This window comes from Sphingopyxis terrae subsp. terrae NBRC 15098 (genome assembly GCF_001610975.1).
In the GTDB taxonomy this organism is placed as follows: Bacteria; Pseudomonadota; Alphaproteobacteria; order Sphingomonadales; family Sphingomonadaceae; genus Sphingopyxis; species Sphingopyxis terrae_A.
Genome location: NZ_CP013342.1, coordinates 422,692 through 439,856 on the forward strand (window position 1 = coordinate 422,692; position 17,165 = coordinate 439,856).

19 protein-coding genes are annotated in these 17,165 nt (G+C 65.4%); 10 read left to right on the plus strand and 9 right to left on the minus strand.

What is annotated here, in order from left to right:
• Window positions 1-150 precede the first annotated feature (150 nt).
• Window positions 151-2,223, plus strand: a complete 2,073-nt coding sequence (locus AOA14_RS01990; RefSeq protein ID WP_062900571.1) for a TonB-dependent receptor — start codon at window positions 151-153, stop codon at window positions 2,221-2,223.
• A gap of 65 nt (window positions 2,224-2,288) precedes the next feature.
• Here AOA14_RS01990 and AOA14_RS01995 read toward each other — a convergent pair whose 3' ends face one another.
• The 4 genes from AOA14_RS01995 to AOA14_RS02010 form a co-directional block, all read right to left on the minus strand.
• The gene (locus AOA14_RS01995) at window positions 2,289-2,828 is read right to left on the minus strand and encodes a hypothetical protein (protein ID WP_186402663.1); all 540 of its coding nucleotides are present in this window, start codon (window positions 2,826-2,828) and stop codon (window positions 2,289-2,291) included.
• 29 nt (window positions 2,829-2,857) lie between these two features.
• Window positions 2,858-3,598 (minus strand): 3-oxoacyl-[acyl-carrier-protein] reductase, encoded by a 741-nt coding sequence (gene fabG, locus AOA14_RS02000; RefSeq protein WP_003040073.1) that lies wholly within the window; start codon window positions 3,596-3,598, stop codon window positions 2,858-2,860.
• A gap of 22 nt (window positions 3,599-3,620) precedes the next feature.
• Window positions 3,621-4,559: an ACP S-malonyltransferase gene (gene fabD / locus AOA14_RS02005; RefSeq protein ID WP_062900573.1), complete on the minus strand. Its 939-nt coding sequence runs from the start codon at window positions 4,557-4,559 to the stop codon at window positions 3,621-3,623.
• Between the two features lie 125 nt (window positions 4,560-4,684).
• The gene (locus AOA14_RS02010) at window positions 4,685-5,512 is read right to left on the minus strand and encodes an LD-carboxypeptidase (protein ID WP_062900574.1); all 828 of its coding nucleotides are present in this window, start codon (window positions 5,510-5,512) and stop codon (window positions 4,685-4,687) included.
• 102 nt (window positions 5,513-5,614) lie between these two features.
• Between AOA14_RS02010 and AOA14_RS02015 the strand changes: the two genes are divergently transcribed.
• The 4 genes from AOA14_RS02015 to rplI all read left to right on the plus strand — a co-directional run bounded on the left by AOA14_RS02015 (window position 5,615) and on the right by rplI (window position 8,406).
• Entirely contained in the window at window positions 5,615-7,003 is a 1,389-nt protein-coding gene (locus tag AOA14_RS02015; protein ID WP_062900575.1) for a Mur ligase family protein, read from the plus strand.
• A 158-nt stretch (window positions 7,004-7,161) separates the two neighbouring features.
• Window positions 7,162-7,527, plus strand: a complete 366-nt coding sequence (rpsF, locus tag AOA14_RS02020) for a 30S ribosomal protein S6 (protein ID WP_003040085.1) — start codon at window positions 7,162-7,164, stop codon at window positions 7,525-7,527.
• Window positions 7,528-7,538: 11 nt separating this feature from the next.
• Entirely contained in the window at window positions 7,539-7,763 is a 225-nt protein-coding gene (rpsR, locus tag AOA14_RS02025; protein ID WP_003040094.1) for a 30S ribosomal protein S18, read from the plus strand.
• Window positions 7,764-7,776: 13 nt separating this feature from the next.
• Window positions 7,777-8,406 carry a 50S ribosomal protein L9 gene (rplI, locus tag AOA14_RS02030; protein WP_058812625.1) on the plus strand — a complete coding sequence of 210 codons (630 nt, stop codon included), beginning with the start codon at window positions 7,777-7,779 and terminating at the stop codon, window positions 8,404-8,406.
• A gap of 173 nt (window positions 8,407-8,579) precedes the next feature.
• Here rplI and trxB read toward each other — a convergent pair whose 3' ends face one another.
• Window positions 8,580-9,545, minus strand: a complete 966-nt coding sequence (trxB, locus tag AOA14_RS02035; protein WP_062900576.1) for a thioredoxin-disulfide reductase — start codon at window positions 9,543-9,545, stop codon at window positions 8,580-8,582.
• A gap of 101 nt (window positions 9,546-9,646) precedes the next feature.
• Here trxB and AOA14_RS02040 point away from each other — a divergent pair, with 101 nt between their 5' ends.
• The 4 genes from AOA14_RS02040 (at window position 9,647) to AOA14_RS02055 (ending at window position 12,058) form a co-directional block, all read left to right on the plus strand.
• Window positions 9,647-10,273, plus strand: coding sequence for a class I SAM-dependent methyltransferase (locus AOA14_RS02040; RefSeq protein WP_062900577.1), 627 nt, complete (start codon window positions 9,647-9,649; stop codon window positions 10,271-10,273).
• Window positions 10,274-10,337: 64 nt separating this feature from the next.
• Complete coding sequence (locus AOA14_RS02045) at window positions 10,338-10,808, plus strand: hypothetical protein (RefSeq protein WP_062902960.1); 471 nt, start codon at window positions 10,338-10,340, stop codon at window positions 10,806-10,808.
• Window positions 10,809-10,992: 184 nt separating this feature from the next.
• Window positions 10,993-11,238 (plus strand): hypothetical protein, encoded by a 246-nt coding sequence (locus tag AOA14_RS02050; protein ID WP_062902961.1) that lies wholly within the window; start codon window positions 10,993-10,995, stop codon window positions 11,236-11,238.
• A 58-nt stretch (window positions 11,239-11,296) separates the two neighbouring features.
• The gene (locus AOA14_RS02055) at window positions 11,297-12,058 is read left to right on the plus strand and encodes an alpha/beta fold hydrolase (RefSeq protein ID WP_234178569.1); all 762 of its coding nucleotides are present in this window, start codon (window positions 11,297-11,299) and stop codon (window positions 12,056-12,058) included.
• Here the strand turns inward: AOA14_RS02055 and AOA14_RS02060 are convergent.
• On the minus strand, window positions 12,003-13,046 hold the full coding sequence (locus AOA14_RS02060; RefSeq protein WP_062900579.1) for an alpha/beta fold hydrolase: 1,044 nt from the start codon (window positions 13,044-13,046) through the stop codon (window positions 12,003-12,005). The two genes, AOA14_RS02055 and AOA14_RS02060, sit on opposite strands and share 56 nt — an antisense overlap.
• A gap of 49 nt (window positions 13,047-13,095) precedes the next feature.
• Complete coding sequence (locus AOA14_RS02065; protein WP_062768744.1) at window positions 13,096-14,484, minus strand: DEAD/DEAH box helicase; 1,389 nt, start codon at window positions 14,482-14,484, stop codon at window positions 13,096-13,098.
• A 333-nt stretch (window positions 14,485-14,817) separates the two neighbouring features.
• Between AOA14_RS02065 and AOA14_RS02070 the strand changes: the two genes are divergently transcribed.
• Window positions 14,818-16,290, plus strand: coding sequence for a glycerol kinase (locus tag AOA14_RS02070; RefSeq protein ID WP_062900580.1), 1,473 nt, complete (start codon window positions 14,818-14,820; stop codon window positions 16,288-16,290).
• A 33-nt stretch (window positions 16,291-16,323) separates the two neighbouring features.
• Here AOA14_RS02070 and rpmE read toward each other — a convergent pair whose 3' ends face one another.
• Entirely contained in the window at window positions 16,324-16,551 is a 228-nt protein-coding gene (gene rpmE, locus AOA14_RS02075) for a 50S ribosomal protein L31 (protein ID WP_003040127.1), read from the minus strand.
• Between the two features lie 139 nt (window positions 16,552-16,690).
• On the minus strand, window positions 16,691-17,164 hold the full coding sequence (fabZ, locus tag AOA14_RS02080; protein WP_062900581.1) for a 3-hydroxyacyl-ACP dehydratase FabZ: 474 nt from the start codon (window positions 17,162-17,164) through the stop codon (window positions 16,691-16,693).
• Window position 17,165 lies beyond the last annotated feature (1 nt).

Consider the following 17,165-nt stretch of genomic DNA (forward strand, 5'->3'; position numbering starts at 1 on the left):
CTTGCGGCTTGTATGGCCGCGCTTTGTCGACGAACGGGGCACCGGCGCCGACCAACGACGGGATCCGGTCCCAGCGCGGGGTTGCATCTGTAACAGTATATCATTACTGCGCCCGTCGAACTCGTCACGATATAACAGGAAATTGTCGCCATGCGCTTGCTCCCCGCCACCAGCCTGACCCTCGCCCTGCTCCTCTCCACCCCCGCTTTCGCGCAGCAGGGCGCCGCCCAGTCGGGCAGCGACGATGATTTTCACACCGACCAGGGCATCGTCGTCACCGCGCCCTATGTCCGTAGCCTCGACATCCTGGGCAATGTGTCGGTGATGCAGGGCGAAAAGCTGGCACAGGATATTCGCGGCCAGATCGGCGACACGCTCGCATCGCAGCCCGGCGTATCGTCGAGCAGCTTCTCACCCGGCGCGTCGCGCCCCATCCTGCGCGGCTTCTCCGGCGAACGCGCCGCGGTCCTTGTCGATGGCCTCGGCGCGATCGATGCGTCTTCGACGTCGGCCGATCATGCCGTGTCGATCGATCCGCTGACCGCCGATCGTATCGAAATTCTGCGCGGCCCGTCGGTGCTGCTCTTCTCGAGCCAGGCCGTCGGCGGGGCGGTGAACGTCTTCGACCGCCGTATCCCGCGCGCCATCCCCGAAAGCCCCGCCCACATCGATGCGCTCGCCAGCTATGGCACCGCGGCGCAGGACAAGAGCATCGGCGCCTCGATCGACGTGCCGCTCGGCCAGCGCTTCGTCGTCCATGCTGACGGCAATTATCGCGATTCGAACGACGTGCGCGTCGGCGGGCTGATCTATGCGCCTTCACTGCGCGCGCATCTACTCGACCTCGCCGCCGATGCGAGCGCCGGCGGCGACGCCGAGGAAGCGGCGCGGCTGACTGACGCCGCGAACAGCCGCGGCCGCGTGCCGAACAGCCAGAGCACGAGCAAGAGCGCCGGCGTCGGAGCCGCCTTCGTCGACGACGGCGGGTCGCTCGGCATCAGCTTCGGCTACCTCGAGGACGAATATGGAATCCCGCCGCGCGCCGACATCAACGAGCTGCCGACGATCAAGGCGCGCCAGTATCGCGTTGATGTGCGCGGCGAGGTCAATCTGGGCGACGGCCTGTTCGACAAATTGCGTATCCGCGGCGCCTATGCCGACTATGCCCACACCGAATTCGACGATGGTCAGCCCGGCACGCGCTTCACCAATCGCGGCATCGAGGCGCGCGCCGAACTCGCCCAGAATGATCGTGGCGACTGGCGCGGTGCGAGCGGGGTCCAGTACAGCTTCCGCGATTTCGCGGCGATCGGCGACGAAGCCTTTCTTCCCGCCAACGAAACGACGCGCCTCGCCGCCTTCACGCTGCAGGAGCTCGAACGCGGCCCGGTGACGCTCGAAGGCGCGCTGCGTTTCGAAAATTCCAAAGTAGCGGCGAACAGCATCGGCTTCGACCGCTCGTTCGACAGCCTGTCGGGCGCGGCCGGCCTGTCGTATCAGCTCGCCGACGGCCTTAAGGCCAGCGTGTCGGTTTCGCGTAGCGAACGCGCGCCCTCGGCCGAAGAGCTGCTCTCGGACGGGCCGCATGCCGCAACGCTGACCTATGAACGCGGCAACCCCGATTTCGCCAAGGAAACGAGCTGGGGCGGCGAGGCATCGCTCAAGTTCACCCGCGACGGCTGGTCGATGGGGCTGACCGGCTATGCAAGCTGGTTCGACAATTTCATCTATGAAACCGACACCGGCCTGATCGCCGACGACTTGCCGCTGTTTGAATTCCGCCAGAACAAGGCGCGGGTATGGGGATTTGAATTTCAGGGCACCGCCCCGCTGGCGCAGGCGGGGGGCTTCAACTTCGTTGCCGACGCGACCGCCGACATGACGCGCGCCAAGATCGTCGACGGTCCCTATGTCCCGCGCATCCCGCCGCTGCGCATCCGGGGCGGGCTCGAAGCGCAGAGCGACCGCGTCGATGCACGCGCCGAGGTCGAATGGACCGACGACCAGACCCGCATCGCGCCGTTCGAGACCGCGACCAAGGGCTTTACGCTGGTCAACGCCTCGCTGACCTGGCGCCCGCTTCCCGACACGAAGAATCTGTCGCTGACGCTGGCAGCCGACAATATCTTCGACGTCGATGCCCGCCGCCATGCGAGCTTCACCAAGGATTATGTGCCGCTTGCCGGCCGCGACATCCGCATTACCGCGCGCGCCAGCTTCTGACCGCGTGCCGAAAAAGGGGCCGGGTTTCCGTGCGAAACCCGGCCCTCTTTTTTGCCCCTTGGCTTCTAGTGGCTCAGAAACTGCTGGCGGCGGTTCCAGTAAATTGAACTGGCCGCGGCATAGGCGCCGACTTTTTCCCATACCGATTGATCGACGCTTTCGACATCGACGCCGGCGGCGGTATAGGCATTAATGATCGTGTTGATCTGATCCTCGGTCATCTCGCTGCTGAGATCCGGGTTGGCCCCCTTCGGCCCGAAGTCGAGCGAGCGATCGACCGGGTCGACCGACAGGCCGGCCTTCCTGATCTGACCTGCGAACCATTCGCGCGACACGCGGGCAAGATTATAGTCGAAATAGACATCCTTGCGATCGGCCGCGATCCCGTTCTTCGTCATACAGTCGGTCGAGAGCGCACCGAACTGTTCGAACAGCGGCCGCGCGGCGTCGCTGTCACTACCCGCCATCGCCGCGCCGATCTGCGCGCGCAGGTCGGGCGAAACCGTCTTGGCGACGCAATCGAGCGCGGCTCCGTCCTGCGCCAGCGCGGCGCCGGGCACGCCCGCGAACCCGAGTGCAACCGCCGCTATCCAAATCCTTGTCATTTCTGCTTTTACCCCCTGAAACGCGCCCCTCAGGACAGCATGGCCATGCCGCCGTTCACGTGCAAGGTCTGTCCGGTGACATAGCCCGCTTCTCTCGACGCGAGATAGACAACGGCGGCGGCGATATCGCTCCCCTCGCCCATGCGGCCCGCGGGGATGCGCTGGTTGAGCGCTTCCTTCTGCGCATCGGGCAAATCGTCGGTCATCGCAGTTGCGATGAAACCGGGAGCGACGCAATTGGCAGTGACGCCCCGGCTCGCCAGTTCCTGCGCCAAGGCCTTGGTCATGCCGGTCACGCCCGCCTTCGACGCGGCATAGTTCGCCTGCCCCGGATTGCCGGTGGCTCCGACGACGCTGGTGATCGAGATGATGCGGCCGAAGCGCGCCTTCATCATCGGCTTGGCGGCAGCGCGCGCGAGGCGGAAATTGGCCTCGAGATTGATGCGGATGACGTCCATCCACTCTTCGTCCTTCATCCGCATGATCAGATTGTCGCGCGTCACGCCCGCGTTATTGACGAGGATATCGAGCTGACCAAGCGCCTCGACCGCGGAGGGCACGAGTGCGTCGACCGCCGCGGCATCGCCCAGGTTGCACGGGAGCGCGACATGATCGCCGCCCAGACTATCGCGAAAGGCATTCAGCTTGTCGGCATTGGACCCCGACACCGCAAGCCGCGCGCCCTGCGCCGCAAGCGCCTGCGCGATTGCGGACCCGATGCCGCCACTGGCGCCGGTAACAAGCGCGGTCATACCGGTGAGATCGAACATATTATTCTCCTGGAATCCGTTTTCAGAGCGTCTTGAGCAATGCCTCGATGTCGTCCATCGATATCACGCTCACCGTCTCCACATCACCCGATGCGCTGCGCTTGACCATCGGGCCGAGCACCTTGCCGCCGAATTCGACGAACTGTGTCACCCCGATTGCTTCCATGGCGCCGACGCTTTCGCGCCAGCGGACACGGCCCGTCACCTGTTCGACGAGCAGGTTGCTGATGGTATCGGCATCACTCACCGGACTGGCGGTGACGTTCGCGATCACCGGCACCAGCGGCGCCGTCGGCGGGTTGGCTCCTAGCGCCTCGGCCATCGCATCCGCGGCGGGCTGCATCAACGGGCAGTGGAAGGGTGCGGACACCGGCAGCAATACGCCGCGCTTGATGCCATAATCCTTTACCATCGCCACGGCGCGCTCGACTGCGCCCTTGTGGCCCGAGATGACGACCTGCGACGGATCATTGTCGTTGGCGACGGTGCAGACCTCGCCCTCGGCCGCGGCGTCGGCGAGCTTCTGCGCAGTGTCGATGTCGGCGCCGAGCAGCGCCGCCATTGCGCCGACCCCGACGGGGACCGCCGCCTGCATAGCCTGCCCGCGCGTTTTCAGAAGCCGCGCAGTCGTCGCCAGGTCAAAGGCACCGGCAGCGCACAGCGCGCTATATTCGCCGAGGCTGTGGCCCGCGACATAAGCGGCCTTGCCCGACAGCGTCACGCCGCCGTCCCGTTCGAGCACGCGCAGCGTGGCGATCGCGTTCGCCATGATCGCGGGCTGGGCGTTTTCGGTCAGCGTAAGCTGATCTTCCGGCCCTTCGCTCATCAGCTTGAAAAGATGCTGGCCGAGCGCCTCGTCGACCTCCTGAAACACCTCGCGCGCATGCGCCGACGCCTCGGCGAGCGTCTTGCCCATGCCCACGGCCTGGCTGCCCTGACCCGGAAAGATGAATGCGCGCATGACCTAGCCCCTTCTCGTCGGCCCCGCGAAGGCGGGGGCCGCTGTCGTTTTACACCTTGCCGTCGACCAGGCCGACGACGCCCCCCGCCTTCGCGGGGGCGACGGAAAGTGCCGCGCCTATTCGCTCACCCCGCGCGATGCAAGCCGAAGGGCACGACCTTGTTGGCCACGTCATGGCCGATGTCGGCGCGGCCAAGCCAGGTGATGCCGGTCCGCGCGCACCAGTCCTGCGCGATTTCCTCGGCCTCCATTCCGAACGGCCGGTCGTTTTCGGGAATGTCGCTGACGCGTCCCAGCCGGATGCCCGCCAGACCGCGCGGCGCCAGACAGGTCGCGACATGGAAAAAGGCGCGGTCGAAGGCGTAGAGATATTCGCTCACTTCTTCGACGATCAGCAGATGCCCCGACAGATCGGGCTCGAGCGGCGTGCCGAGAAGCATCGACAGCGTCATCAGGTTGAACGCGGCATGGCGCGCGCCGTGCCGCAGGCCGGGCTCGCAGGCCGCCGGATCGCGCGCGACGAGCCAGTCGAGCGCCCGCGTCACCGCCGCTTCACCGCCTTCGCGCCGGATGTCGGCGACCATCGGGCCGTGCGCGACATGATCGAAGCCCTCGCGGTACAGGCAGCCGAGCAGATTGCCCTGATCCGAATAGCCGAGATAGGCCTTGTGGCGCGCCGCCTCGCCCATGGCGGCGACGGCATCCTCGGCGATGCGGCAGGCACCATAGCCGCCGCGCGCGAACCAAATCGCGTCGATGTCGGGGCGGTTGGCCATCGCCACCAGCGCTTCGCGCCGCACCGCATCGGCGCCCGCAAAATGCCCGTGAACGACAAAGCATTGCGGATCGAACACCAGTTCGACCTCGGGATAGCCCAGCGCCGCAATGGCCCGCACCGCTTCCGCATCGTCGGGAAGAATGGGGGTGGAGGGGGCAATGATGCCTATGCGCATGACTTGAAATAACCCAACGATCCGTTCGCATCGAGCGAAGTCGAGATGCCCCTCGGCCTTGCGCCAGTTGCAAACCCTTCGCCAACGCCATATCGCGCCGGCATGGCCGAAAACAAATCCTATTTCTTCTGCGGCATCGGCGGATCGGGGATGCTGCCGCTCGCGATGATTGTCGCGGCGCGCGGCGCGGCGGTCGCGGGGTCCGATCGCAGCCGCGATCAGGGTCGCAGCGCCGACAAGTTTCACTGGATCGAAAGCCGCGGCATTGCGCTGTTCCCGCAGGATGGCAGCGGCGTTGCCGCCGGGCAGACGCTCGTCGCTTCGGCGGCGGTCGAGGACAGCGTGCCCGACGTCGCAGCGGCAAACCGGCTCGGCCTGCCGCGCCTGACGCGCGCCGAACTCAACGCGGCCCTGTTCAACGAAGCGGGCCGCGCGGTCGGCGTCGGCGGGACAAGCGGCAAGTCGACCGTCACCGGCATGATCGGCTGGATCCTCGATCGCGCGGGCGCCAATCCCACCGTGATGAACGGCGCGGTAATGCGCAATTTCGCCGACGATCAAACCCCCTTCGCTAGCGCACTCGTCGGCGATACCGCGACTTATGTCAGCGAAGTCGACGAAAGCGACGGGTCGATCGCCCTCTACCAGCCCGACGTTGCGGTCGTCACCAACATCAGTCTCGACCACAAGAGCCTTGCCGAACTGCACAGCCTGTTCGGCGATTTCGCGGCCAAGGCGCGCGTTGCCGTGGTCAATGCCGACGATCCCGAATCGGCGCCGCTGCTGGCGGGAGGAAACGTCCTGCGCTTTGGATTTTCGGAGAGCGCCGCGATGCGCGGCAGCGACTTCGAGGCGCTTCCCGACGGGTGCCGCTTCAAGGTCCATTTCGCCGGCGACACCCACGCGGCGGTGCTGCGGATGCCCGGCCGACACAATGCCGCCAATGCGCTCGCCGCAATCGCCGCCGCGCGCGCGCTCAACATTCCGGTCGTCCGCTCGGTCGAGGCGCTCGCCAACTTCGCCGGGCTCGCGCGCCGGTACGAGGTGCTCGGCCAGGCGAACGGCGTCACCGTGATCGACGATTTCGCGCATAATCCCGACAAGGTCGCCGCGACGCTCGCCGCAGTTGCCGAGCTTCCCGGCCGCGCTTTGCTCTTCTTCCAGCCGCACGGCTATGGCCCGCTCCGCCAGATGGGGCGCGAGCTTGCCGCCAGCTTTGCGCGCGGCATGCGTCCCGGCGACCGGCTCTTCGTCTGCGATCCCGTCTATTTCGGCGGCACCGTCGATCGCAGCATGGGGAGCGAAACGCTCGTCGCCGACATCGTCGCGGGCGGTGCCGACGCTGTCCATGTGCCGGTCCGCGCCGATTGCGGCGCTGCGATGGTGCAGGAGGCGGCGCCCGGCGACCGTATCCTGATCCTCGGCGCGCGCGACGACACACTCACCGATTTCGGGCGGGAATTGCTGGAAAAGCTTGCATCGCGCGCTTGATTAATCCCCGCGAATCTGTATAGGCGCGCTCATTCGGGGCGAGGCCACGTTGCCATCGCCCCGTTTGCTTTGCACCAATACGCAAAGCCGGACGACAGCCGGAGGGGTTTCGCGATTGGCGCGAAATCAGCGATCGGCCAAATCGAAGGACGCAAACCATGCCGTTTTACGAGCATGTTTTTATCGCGCGTCAGGATCTGAGCCAGGCTCAGGTCGATGCGCTCGCCGAAGGCATCACGAACATCGTGACCGAATTTAAGGGTCAGGTCCACAAGACCGAAACCTGGGGCCTGAAGCAGCTCGCCTACAAGATCGCGAAGAACCGCAAGGGTCATTACGCGATGCTGTCGGTCGAAGCGCCGGGCGAAGCCGTCGCCGAAATCGAACGCCAGGCGGCAATCAACGAAGACATCATCCGCTGGATGACCATCAAGGTCGACGAACTCGAAAAGGGTCCGTCGGTAATGATGCGCAAGCAGGAACGTCGGGGCGGCCGTGGCCGTGACCGCGACGGCGAAGAATAAGGAAAACGACCATGGCACGACCCTTTTTCCGTCGCCGCAAGACCTGCCCCTTCAGCGCGAAGGACGCACCGGTCATCGATTACAAGGACGTCCGCCTGCTCCAGGGTTACCTGTCGGAGCGCGGCAAGATCGTCCCGTCGCGGATCACCGCGGTGTCCACCAAGAAGCAGCGCGAGCTGGCGAAGGCGATCAAGCGCGCCCGTCACATCGGCCTGCTCCCCTACATTGTGAAGTAAGGAGCGCGGACCGATGGAAATCATCCTGCTCGAACGCATCGAGAAACTGGGCGGTATCGGCGACGTCGTCACCGTCAAGAACGGCTTTGCCCGCAACTATCTGCTGCCCAACAACAAGGCACTGCGCGCGAACGAAGCCAACAAGAAGCTCTTCGAAGCCAACCGCGCGAAGATCGAATCGGACAACGCCGACCGCCGCGCCGCGGCAGAAGGCCGCGCGAAGGACATCGACGGCAAGCAGGTCGTCCTGATCCGTCAGGCGTCGAACACTGGCCAGCTTTACGGTTCGGTTTCGGTGCGCGACATCCTCGACGCGCTGATCGAAGACGGTGCGACGAACCTGACCAAGGCGATGTTCGAACTCGAACGTCCGATCAAGTCGCTCGGCCTGTTCGACGTCAAGGTGAAGCTGCATCCCGAAGTCGCGGTCACCGTGGGCGTCAACGTCGCCCGCTCGCCGGACGAAGCCGAAATGCAGAAGCAGGGCATCGACGTCATTGCCGCCATGTTCGAAGAAGAACAGGCTGCGGCGGCTGCGGTTGCTCTCGAACCCGACAGCGAAGACGAATTCGACGACGCCACCCCGCCGTCGGACGCTCCGGCCGCGGAAGCGCCAGCCGCTGACGAGGACGAAGACGCTTAACGCATCTTCGGCTCGCACGAAACAAAAAGGCCCCGGAACCACATCGGTTCCGGGGCCTTTTTCGTGCGCGGGCTATTTCGGGAGACCGGCTTTGGGGTGGGAGCCTGCGCCGGGATGACGATGGAAGAAAAGTCGGCCAACCTCCACAATCGGTCGCTGTCCGCCCTCAGCGTTCAAGCATCAACCATCGCATGATACTCCGCTTCCGCAAGGAAGCGTTCGGCGTCGAGTGCGGCCATGCAGCCCATACCCGCCGCGGTGATCGCCTGGCGATACACCTTGTCGGTCACGTCACCCGCCGCGAAGACGCCCGGCACCGCGGTCAGCGACGTGCCCGGCGTCACCGCAAGATAGCCGTCGGCGTCGAGCGGCAGCTTGCCCTTGAACAATCCGGTCGAGGGGCTGTGGCCGATGGCGACGAAGCCGCCGTCGGTGCGCTCGTGGCTCGCCTCGCCCGTTACCGTGTCGATCAGGTCGACTCCAACCAGCCCCGCCGTCCCTTCGCCCGCGACGAAGCGATCGACCTTCTTGTTCCAGAGCACCTTGATCTTCGGATTGGCGTGCAACCGGTCCTGCAGGATCTTTTCGGCGCGCAGGGTGTCGCGACGGTGGATCAGCGTCACGTCGTCGCTATGATTGGTCAGATACAGTGCCTCTTCGACCGCGGTATTGCCGCCGCCGATCACCACCACCTTTTTGCCGCGATAGAAAAATCCGTCGCAGGTCGCGCAGGCCGAAACGCCCTTGCCGCCCAATTCCTGTTCGCCGGGAACGCCCAGCCATTTCGCCTGCGCGCCGGTCGCGATCACCAGCGTTTCGGCGACATAGACGTCGCCGCCGTCGCCGATCAGACGGAACGGCCGCTGCGACAGATCGACGTCGACGATCGTGTCCCAGATCATGCTGGCGCCCACATGCGTCGCCTGCGCCGTCATCTGCTCCATCAGCCAAGGGCCCTGGATCACTTCGGCAAATCCGGGATAGTTTTCGACGTCGGTGGTGATCGTCAACTGCCCGCCCGGCTGCAGCCCCTGCACCACGATTGGCTGCATCCCGGCGCGCGCCGCGTAGATGGCGGCCGAAAGCCCTGCAGGGCCGGAACCGAGGATCAGCATCTTGGTGTGGTGCGTGGCGGGCATGACGGTCTTTCGTTGTTGGCGGCTATGAGCGAGGACGCCCAGATGGGTGTTGCCAATCGCGCTAGCAAGGGACAGGCTGCACGCCAAGGGGAGAGACGGGAATGGCGAGTTGGTGGGAACGTCATGGGGTGCCGCGGCTGATCAAATGCGCCTGCTCGCAGGGGCAGATCATGAAGGCGCGCAGCAAGGTGGTGCCGGCGGCATCGGGCGACGTGCTGGAGCTTGGCTGCGGCGGCGGCATCAATATGGAATTTTACGATTGGAACCGGGTGACGCGCTTCACCGGGCTCGATCCGTCGCCCGAACTACTCGCGATGAGCCGCGCGGCGGCGCAGGCGCGCGGCATCGCGGCGACGATCGAAGGTGGCATCGGTGAAGCGATGCCCTTCGAGAGCGGCCGATTCGACACCGTCGTCACTACCTTCACCCTCTGTTCGGTGCACGATCAGGCGGCGGTGCTGGCCGAGATCCGCCGCGTGCTCAAACCGGGCGGAACCGCCTTGTTTCTGGAACATGGCGGCGCCCCCGACGCGGGGGTTGCGCGCTGGCAACGGCGGATCGAGCCCGTCTGGAAACGCATCGGCGGCAATTGCCATCTGACGCGGCCGATCGCCGACGCCTATGCGGGCGCGGGCTTTGCGGTGGAACGGCAGGCGGCACATTATATGCCCAAAACCCCTCGCCCTTTCGGCTGGGTCGAATATGGAACCGCGCGCGCTCCTGCCTGATTACCGAGCGCAGCAATTCCTTAATATGGGCCGCCTAGACTTGGGGGCGAAGGATCGGATTCGCGTGCGTCATCAATACCCTCTTCCGCTGCATCACAGCTGGCCGCTTTTCGAGCGGGGACATCATTTCGATCTGGGCTGGGTCGACCGGCGATCGATCCGTCCGCCGGGCCGCACGCCAGCGATGGCCGACGACGCGGCCGCAGTCATGGAGCGCCACGGCGTCGGCAGTTGGACCTGCGACCTTGCCGACGATCATCTTGTCTGGTCCGACACAGTCTATGACATCTTCGGTCTGCCGCGCGGCGTCGAAGTCGCGCGCAGCGATGCCGTCGCGCTCTATCGCGAGGAATCGCGCGCCGCGATGGAAAAACTGCGCGCGCACGCGATCACCCATCGTCGCGGCTTCACCCTTGATGTCGCGATCGAAGCGTCGCGGCGCAAACCACGCTGGGTCCGGCTGATCGCCGCACCGGTTTGTGAAGACGACCGCGTGGTTGCGCTGAACGGCTTCAAATATCTGATCGGCGCTTAATTCGAACCCGATTCTCGTTCCGGCATGGCCACTCCCGGTTCCTATCCACGAAACCCGCTTCATAGACGGTCAATTACCGCCGCCCTTCCCTAACATGTCGGATTAACTTACAGTTTACCATAAGCCGGTGGCGGCGAATCCCTGATTTGCGCCACTGGCACATCCCTTGCTTCGGATGGTGGCGATGCTGAAGAAAATCGGACGGCTGTTTATCATCAAGACCAGGTTCGAGGCCTGCCTGATCATCTATGCATTGGCGGCGGGTGCCATGGCGCGCGGAACAGCCTATCTGCATGAATTTCCGGGGTACGGCGGCCAGTTGCTGCTCGTCGCGTGCAGCGGTTCGGTATTTCTTGCTGGCGGCAAAATCTTCGACTGCCTGCGCTACGAGCAGGCCGAAAGGCGGGCGGCCGAGCCACCCGCCGGCTAGGATCAGGAAACTGGCGAGGTGCTTCCGTCCACGGCCAAAACATGCCAAAGCCATGGGCATGAGCAGGATCAGCGGCCGCCCGGTCATCGGCACCGAACATCTTTATGGCCTCGCGCTTCGCACGGCGCGCTGGCGTAAAGGCAGCACCGGGGTGCCGTTGCTGTTCCTCAACGGGATCGGCGCCGACATCGCCGCCGCGGCACCGCTGCTCGCGCAGATACATGGGCGCGAGGTGTGGACGCTCGACATGCCTGGCGTCGGCGGGTCGCCCGACGCAATCCTTCCCTATACCGCGCCGACAATGGCCGCGATCGTGATGGAGATTGCCGAACGCTTCGGCCACCCGCAGCTCGACCTTGCCGGCTTCAGCTGGGGCGGTGCGTTGGCGCAGCAGATCGCGGTGCAATTTCCGGCACGTATCCGGCGCATGGTCCTGATGGCAACGACGCCGAGCGTGGGGGCACCGGGAATCGGGTGGGCCGCGCTGCTCGACGACGACATGCTGGCGAGCGGACTGAAGCTTCCCGCCGCAACGCCGCTTGGCCTCACTTATCAGGCGATGGCAATGGCCGGCTGGACCAGTGCGCCTATGCTGCCGCAGCTCAAGAACATGCCGACGCTGATCCTGATGGGCCGGCGCGACGGCGTCGTGCCGGCCGCGCACGGCCAGGCGATCGCCGACCTGATCGACGGCGCGATACTGGAAGTCGTGCCGGGGTCGCACCTTTTCCCCTTCACCCACGCCGCGAACACGGCGGCGCGGATCAGCGCTTTTCTGGAGCAGCCGGCAGAGGCGACGGCGGAGCAAGCCGCCGCGTAAGGAAATCCGCGATCGTCATCGCGGTGGCGTCGGGCGCTTCCTCCATCGGCAGATGGCCGACATCGTCGAGCAGAAGGACCTCCGATCCCGCAATCCGGTCGCGAAAGGTCAGCGCGGCGCTCGGGTTGATCAGCCGGTCCCGCTTGCCGAAAAGGATGAGCACCGGCACCTTTATCTCGCCGATCCGGTAGGCCATCGCGGGCTCGCGGTCGAGCGTGGCGCGCAGCGCCGTCGCCTCGCGATTGCCCGGAAAGCGGAGCAACTCCCAATAGCGGTCGACCATCGCATCATCGACGATGCCGGTTTTCGCGACCGATTGGCGGAGCGACTTTTCGACCAGCGAGCGCGGCGTGATCTGTCCGGCGAGCCAGCGTCCGACCGGATTTTTGAGAAGCCGGAAGCCGAGATTCGATTGGGGCGCCTTTTCGGCTTTTCGCAGCGGCATGCCCGCCGCATCGAGCAACAGGAGCGCATCGACGCGTCCCGGCTCGGCGAGCGCATAGCGCCACGCCACCCAGCCGCCCATCGAATTGCCGCCCAGGATGAAATGATCGAGGCCGAGCTTGGCCGCCACCACATCGACCGCGGCAATCATCCCCGCAGCGCTGTAATCCTTGTCGGGCGTGCCGCCGGTCAGGCCATGCCCCGGCAGATCGAGCGTCACGATCCGGTAATCGCCGCCGAGCCTTTTGACGAGCGGCTCCCACGTCTGAAGGCTGCTGTTCGACCCGTGGAGCAGCACGATGGTGCGGCCGTCGCGCCTGCCCTGATCGCGATAATGGATTCGCTGCCCTGCCGGCCCCGCCGCGAAGCTCGCGTCGGGGCCGCCATATTTGGCGATCATGGCATCGCGGTCGGTGTCGGGCGTGCGCAGCGCAAGGAAGATCGCTGCGATGACGAGCAACACCGCCAGCGGGATGAGCACCCGCTTGCGGCGGAAGAGCGGCCGCCGCGGCGGCAGCGGTTCATATTCGTCGTCGTCGATCATCGTCCGTCCCCTCGACCCGCGCGCAAACCTAGCGTGCCGGGGGCGGGCGTCAACCGACCCGCTTCACCGATCCCTTGTGCGCCCCGACCCCGCCGCGCGGACGAAAGCGACGCTTGCGCTGCGGCTGTGCGCCGTCGCCGGCCGCTGCCTCGCGGCGCGGGCCGCGATGGCCGCCGTCGCGCGAACCGCCCTCGCCATGCCCCTTGCGGCGCTGCGCATCGTCGCGCTGGCGCTGCGGGTCACGACCCTTGCTGCCGGTGTCGCGCGGCGGCTGTGCCGGCTTGGGCAGATTGCGAACCATCTCGCCGAAATTGTCGGGCAGCTTCGCCGGCTCGGCCTTGGTCCGCGTCACGCGTTCGATATCGCGCAGATAGGGGCGCTCGTCAGGCGCGACAAAGCTGATCGCAACACCCTCCGCCCCGGCGCGCGCGGTGCGGCCGATGCGGTGAACATATTGTTCGGGGACGTTCGGGATCTCGAAATTGATCACATGGCTCACCCCCGACACGTCGATGCCGCGCGCTGCAATGTCGGTCGCGACGAGCAATCGGACCTGACCCGAACGGAACGCCTGCAGCGCGGTCGTGCGCTGCGCCTGGCTCTTGTTACCGTGGATCGCAAAGGCTTCGATGCCCGCGCCCTTCAAATGGCGGACGACGCGGTCGGCGCCGTGCTTCGTGCGCGTAAAGATCAGGGCGCGGTCGATGTCCTCGCTACGCAGCACATGATGGAGCAGCGCCTGCTTTTCCTTCTGCTCGACGAAGGTCACGCGCTGGCGAATCTTTTCGGCAGTCGTCGCCTGCGGCGCGACCGACACGGTGACCGGATCGTTCAGGAACTGATCGGCAAGGCCCGCAATCTCCTTCGGCATCGTCGCCGAGAAGAAGAGATTCTGGCGCCGCGACGGCAGCAGCTTGGCAACGCGGCGCAGCGAATGGATGAAGCCCATGTCCATCATCTGGTCGGCTTCATCGAGAACGAAGATTTCGACATCGTCCATGCGCAGCGCACGCTGATCGATCAGGTCGAGCAGGCGGCCCGGGGTGGCGACGAGAATATCGACGCCCTGCGCGAGGTCACGGATCTGCTTGTTGATCGGCACGCCGCCAAACACGGTCGAAACGCGCAGCTTGGTGAAACGACCATAGTCGCGGCAGCTTTGCGCAATCTGCGCCGCGAGCTCGCGCGTCGGCGCCAGCACCAGCATGCGGCAGCCGCGCGGATTGGCGCGATGCGGATAGGTCAGCAGATGGTGGATCGACGGCAGCGAGAAACCGGCCGTCTTGCCGGTACCCGTCTGCGCGATGCCGCATAGATCGCGGCCCTTCATCAGCGGCGGGATCGCCTGCGTCTGGATCGGGGTCGGGGTTGTATAATCCTTGGCGGCAAGCGCGCGATTGATGTCGGCGTGCAGGCCAAAGTCGTTGAAACTCGTCATAACATACTCTCAATGGGCGACGCGCACAGCGCCCGTTCGCATCGAACGGACGGCGCACGGCCGCGGGTTCGAAACGACCCGCGTGAAAGGGTGCCTCAAGGGACAAAGCGCGGTGCCGGCTCGTCCCGCGCTGGCGGCCTTTACGGCGCCTCGGGCGGGAAAATCACGCTGCCGGTGGTTGCGGCGGTGAAGTCCGCCATGCTGCGCTGCACAAGCATATGGCGAATATTACGCGAAATTGCAAGATGATTACTCGGGCCGGGATTGCCCCCCTCGCCGGTTCGTGCTGATCTTGATCCTGCAAGACCGAATAAAGGGGAGAGCCGGAGCGCCATGCCGGAAAAGATTATCGTTATCGACGAAGGCACGACATCGACCCGCGCCATGCTTTTCGACGCGAGCGGCACGCCGCTCGGCAGCGCGCAGCGCGAGTTTCGCCAGCATTATCCGGGCCCCGGCCTCGTCGAACATGATGCCGAGGAAATATGGCAGGCGACCCTCGCGTGCACGCGCACGATGATCGACAAGGCGGGCGGCGCGGCCAATATTGCCGCGATCGGCATCACCAACCAACGCGAAACGATCGTGTTCTGGGACCGGACGACCGGCCGGCCGCTCGCCCCCACAATCGTGTGGCAGGATCGGCGGACCGCCGCCGATTGCGCGAAGCTCAAGGAGGCCGGTCACGAACCGGCGGTACAGGCCAAGAGCGGTTTGCTGCTCGATCCCTATTTTTCCGGCAGCAAGATCGGCTGGGCGCTGCGCAACTGGCCGCAGTTGGCCGAGGCGGGCGATCGGCTTGCCGTCGGGACGATCGAATCCTATCTCGTCTATCGCCTGACCGGCGGCGCGCATGTGACCGACGCGACCAATGCCTCACGCACGCTGTTGATGGCGATCGACGGCGATGAGGGCTGGGACGGCGGCCTGTGCGACCTGTTCGGCGTTCCCATGCGACTGCTGCCCGAAATCGTCGATTGCACTGCCACGGTCGGCACCACCGACCCGGAGCTGTTCGGCGGCGCGATCCCGATTGCGGGGATGGCGGGCGACCAACAGGCGGCAACGATCGGCCAGGCCTGTCTGGCTTCGGGCCAGACCAAGGCAACCTTCGGCACCGGCGCCTTCATCCTGTCGGCGAGCGGCACGGAACGGCCGCATTCGGCCAACCGGCTGCTCGCGACAATATTGGTTCAGGAAAACGGGCGCCGCAGCTATGCGCTCGAAGGATCGGTATTCGTGGCGGGAAGCCTGATAAAGTGGCTCCGTGACGGCCTCGGCCTGCTTGCGAACGCAGGCGAGAGCGAGGCGCTGGCCCGCTCGGTTCCGGATAATGGCGGTGTCTATCTGGTCCCCGCGCTTGCAGGACTGGGTGCACCGCACTGGCGACCCGATGCGCTCGCTGCAATATCGGGGCTGAGTTTCGCGAGTGGCAAGGCGCATGTCGCCCGCGCCGCGCTGGAAGCACAAGCCTATCAGGCGCATGATCTGAAAGCCGCCTTCGCGGCCGATGGCGTCGATTGGGCCGATCTGCGGATCGACGGCGGCATGGCGGCGAACGACTGGATGGCGCAGGATCTGGCCGACATGCTCGCCTTGATCGTCGAGCGGCCCGAATTTGTCGAAAGCACCGCCCTCGGCGCCGCGATGCTGGCGGCCTGCGGCGCAGGACTCTACCCCGACCTCGCCACCGCAGCGGGGACGATGCGCGGGCGTGCGACACGCTTCATCCCGGCGTTGAACGACGCGCAACGCAAAACGCGCCTTGCCGGCTGGCAAAGCGCGCTCGCGAAAATTTTGACGTGATCGTCGCTCCCGCGAAGGCGGGGGCAACGTCGATCAACGCTTGAGGGTAAGACCGCCGAAGCGCTTGTTGAACTTGGCGACCTGACCGCCCTGATCGAGCAGGCGCTGGTTGCCGCCGGTCCACGCCGGGTGCGCAGTCGGGTCGATTTCGAGCGTCATCACGTCACCTTCGCTGCCCCAGGTCGAGCGCGTCTGATATTCGGTGCCGTCGGTCATCTTGACCGTGATCATGTGATAAGCGGGATGGATGTCTTTTTTCATGTCTTAAGCTCCTGTGCCGCTGGTTTCCGACCAGCGGCGTGAGTCGGTACGATCCCCGCAGGGGGCCGCGAAGCGGCTGCCCCTAACGACGAACGGAAGGAATTGCAACCCGCCGTATTGCCGGGCGGGCGCGTATCATTCAATCGCTGGGCGGGTCGGCGATCATCGCGGTGAACTGGCATTCGGTTGCCAGTTGATCGCCCAGCATCGCCCGGCCTTGGAACTTGCAGATGTTCCGCTTGGCCTGCAGGATCGTGACGTGCAGGTCGAGCAGATGGCCCGGCTCCACGGGTTTGCGGAACTTAACCCCGTCGATCCCCATGAAATAGACAAGCTTGCCCGACCCCGCGAGACCCAGCGATTCGATGGCGAGCACCCCGCCCGCCTGCGCCAGTGCCTCGATAATGAGGACACCGGGCATGATCGGCCGGCCGGGAAAATGACCCTGGAAAAAGGGCTCGTTGATCGTGACCGCCTTCACCGCATGGATGCTGGTGTCGCGGACCATCGATTCGACGCGGTCGACGAGCAGCATCGGGTAACGATGCGGAAGCAGACTCAGGATCCGGCGGATATCCGCCGGACCCATCGTCTTGTCGTCACTGTCGGTCATG

Excerpts from the sequence above, each read along its gene's own strand:
- AOA14_RS02060 (WP_062900579.1), bottom strand. The coding sequence starts at position 13,046 with ATGATCGACGACGACGAATATGAACCGCTGCCGCCGCGGCGGCCGCTC.
- AOA14_RS02055 (WP_234178569.1), top strand. The coding sequence starts at position 11,297 with ATGAGCAGGATCAGCGGCCGCCCGGTCATCGGCACCGAACATCTTTAT.
- AOA14_RS01990 (WP_062900571.1), top strand. The coding sequence starts at position 151 with ATGCGCTTGCTCCCCGCCACCAGCCTGACCCTCGCCCTGCTCCTCTCC.
- AOA14_RS02040 (WP_062900577.1), top strand. The coding sequence starts at position 9,647 with ATGGCGAGTTGGTGGGAACGTCATGGGGTGCCGCGGCTGATCAAATGC.
- fabD (WP_062900573.1), bottom strand. The coding sequence starts at position 4,559 with ATGCGCGCATTCATCTTTCCGGGTCAGGGCAGCCAGGCCGTGGGCATG.
- fabG (WP_003040073.1), bottom strand. The coding sequence starts at position 3,598 with ATGTTCGATCTCACCGGTATGACCGCGCTTGTTACCGGCGCCAGTGGC.
- AOA14_RS01995 (WP_186402663.1), bottom strand. The coding sequence starts at position 2,828 with ATGACAAGGATTTGGATAGCGGCGGTTGCACTCGGGTTCGCGGGCGTG.
- rplI (WP_058812625.1), top strand. The coding sequence starts at position 7,777 with ATGGAAATCATCCTGCTCGAACGCATCGAGAAACTGGGCGGTATCGGC.
- rpsF (WP_003040085.1), top strand. The coding sequence starts at position 7,162 with ATGCCGTTTTACGAGCATGTTTTTATCGCGCGTCAGGATCTGAGCCAG.
- trxB (WP_062900576.1), bottom strand. The coding sequence starts at position 9,545 with ATGCCCGCCACGCACCACACCAAGATGCTGATCCTCGGTTCCGGCCCT.
- AOA14_RS02065 (WP_062768744.1), bottom strand. The coding sequence starts at position 14,484 with ATGACGAGTTTCAACGACTTTGGCCTGCACGCCGACATCAATCGCGCG.
- fabZ (WP_062900581.1), bottom strand. The coding sequence starts at position 17,164 with ATGACCGACAGTGACGACAAGACGATGGGTCCGGCGGATATCCGCCGG.
- AOA14_RS02070 (WP_062900580.1), top strand. The coding sequence starts at position 14,818 with ATGCCGGAAAAGATTATCGTTATCGACGAAGGCACGACATCGACCCGC.
- rpmE (WP_003040127.1), bottom strand. The coding sequence starts at position 16,551 with ATGAAAAAAGACATCCATCCCGCTTATCACATGATCACGGTCAAGATG.
- AOA14_RS02015 (WP_062900575.1), top strand. The coding sequence starts at position 5,615 with ATGGCCGAAAACAAATCCTATTTCTTCTGCGGCATCGGCGGATCGGGG.
- AOA14_RS02010 (WP_062900574.1), bottom strand. The coding sequence starts at position 5,512 with ATGCGCATAGGCATCATTGCCCCCTCCACCCCCATTCTTCCCGACGAT.
- AOA14_RS02050 (WP_062902961.1), top strand. The coding sequence starts at position 10,993 with ATGCTGAAGAAAATCGGACGGCTGTTTATCATCAAGACCAGGTTCGAG.
- rpsR (WP_003040094.1), top strand. The coding sequence starts at position 7,539 with ATGGCACGACCCTTTTTCCGTCGCCGCAAGACCTGCCCCTTCAGCGCG.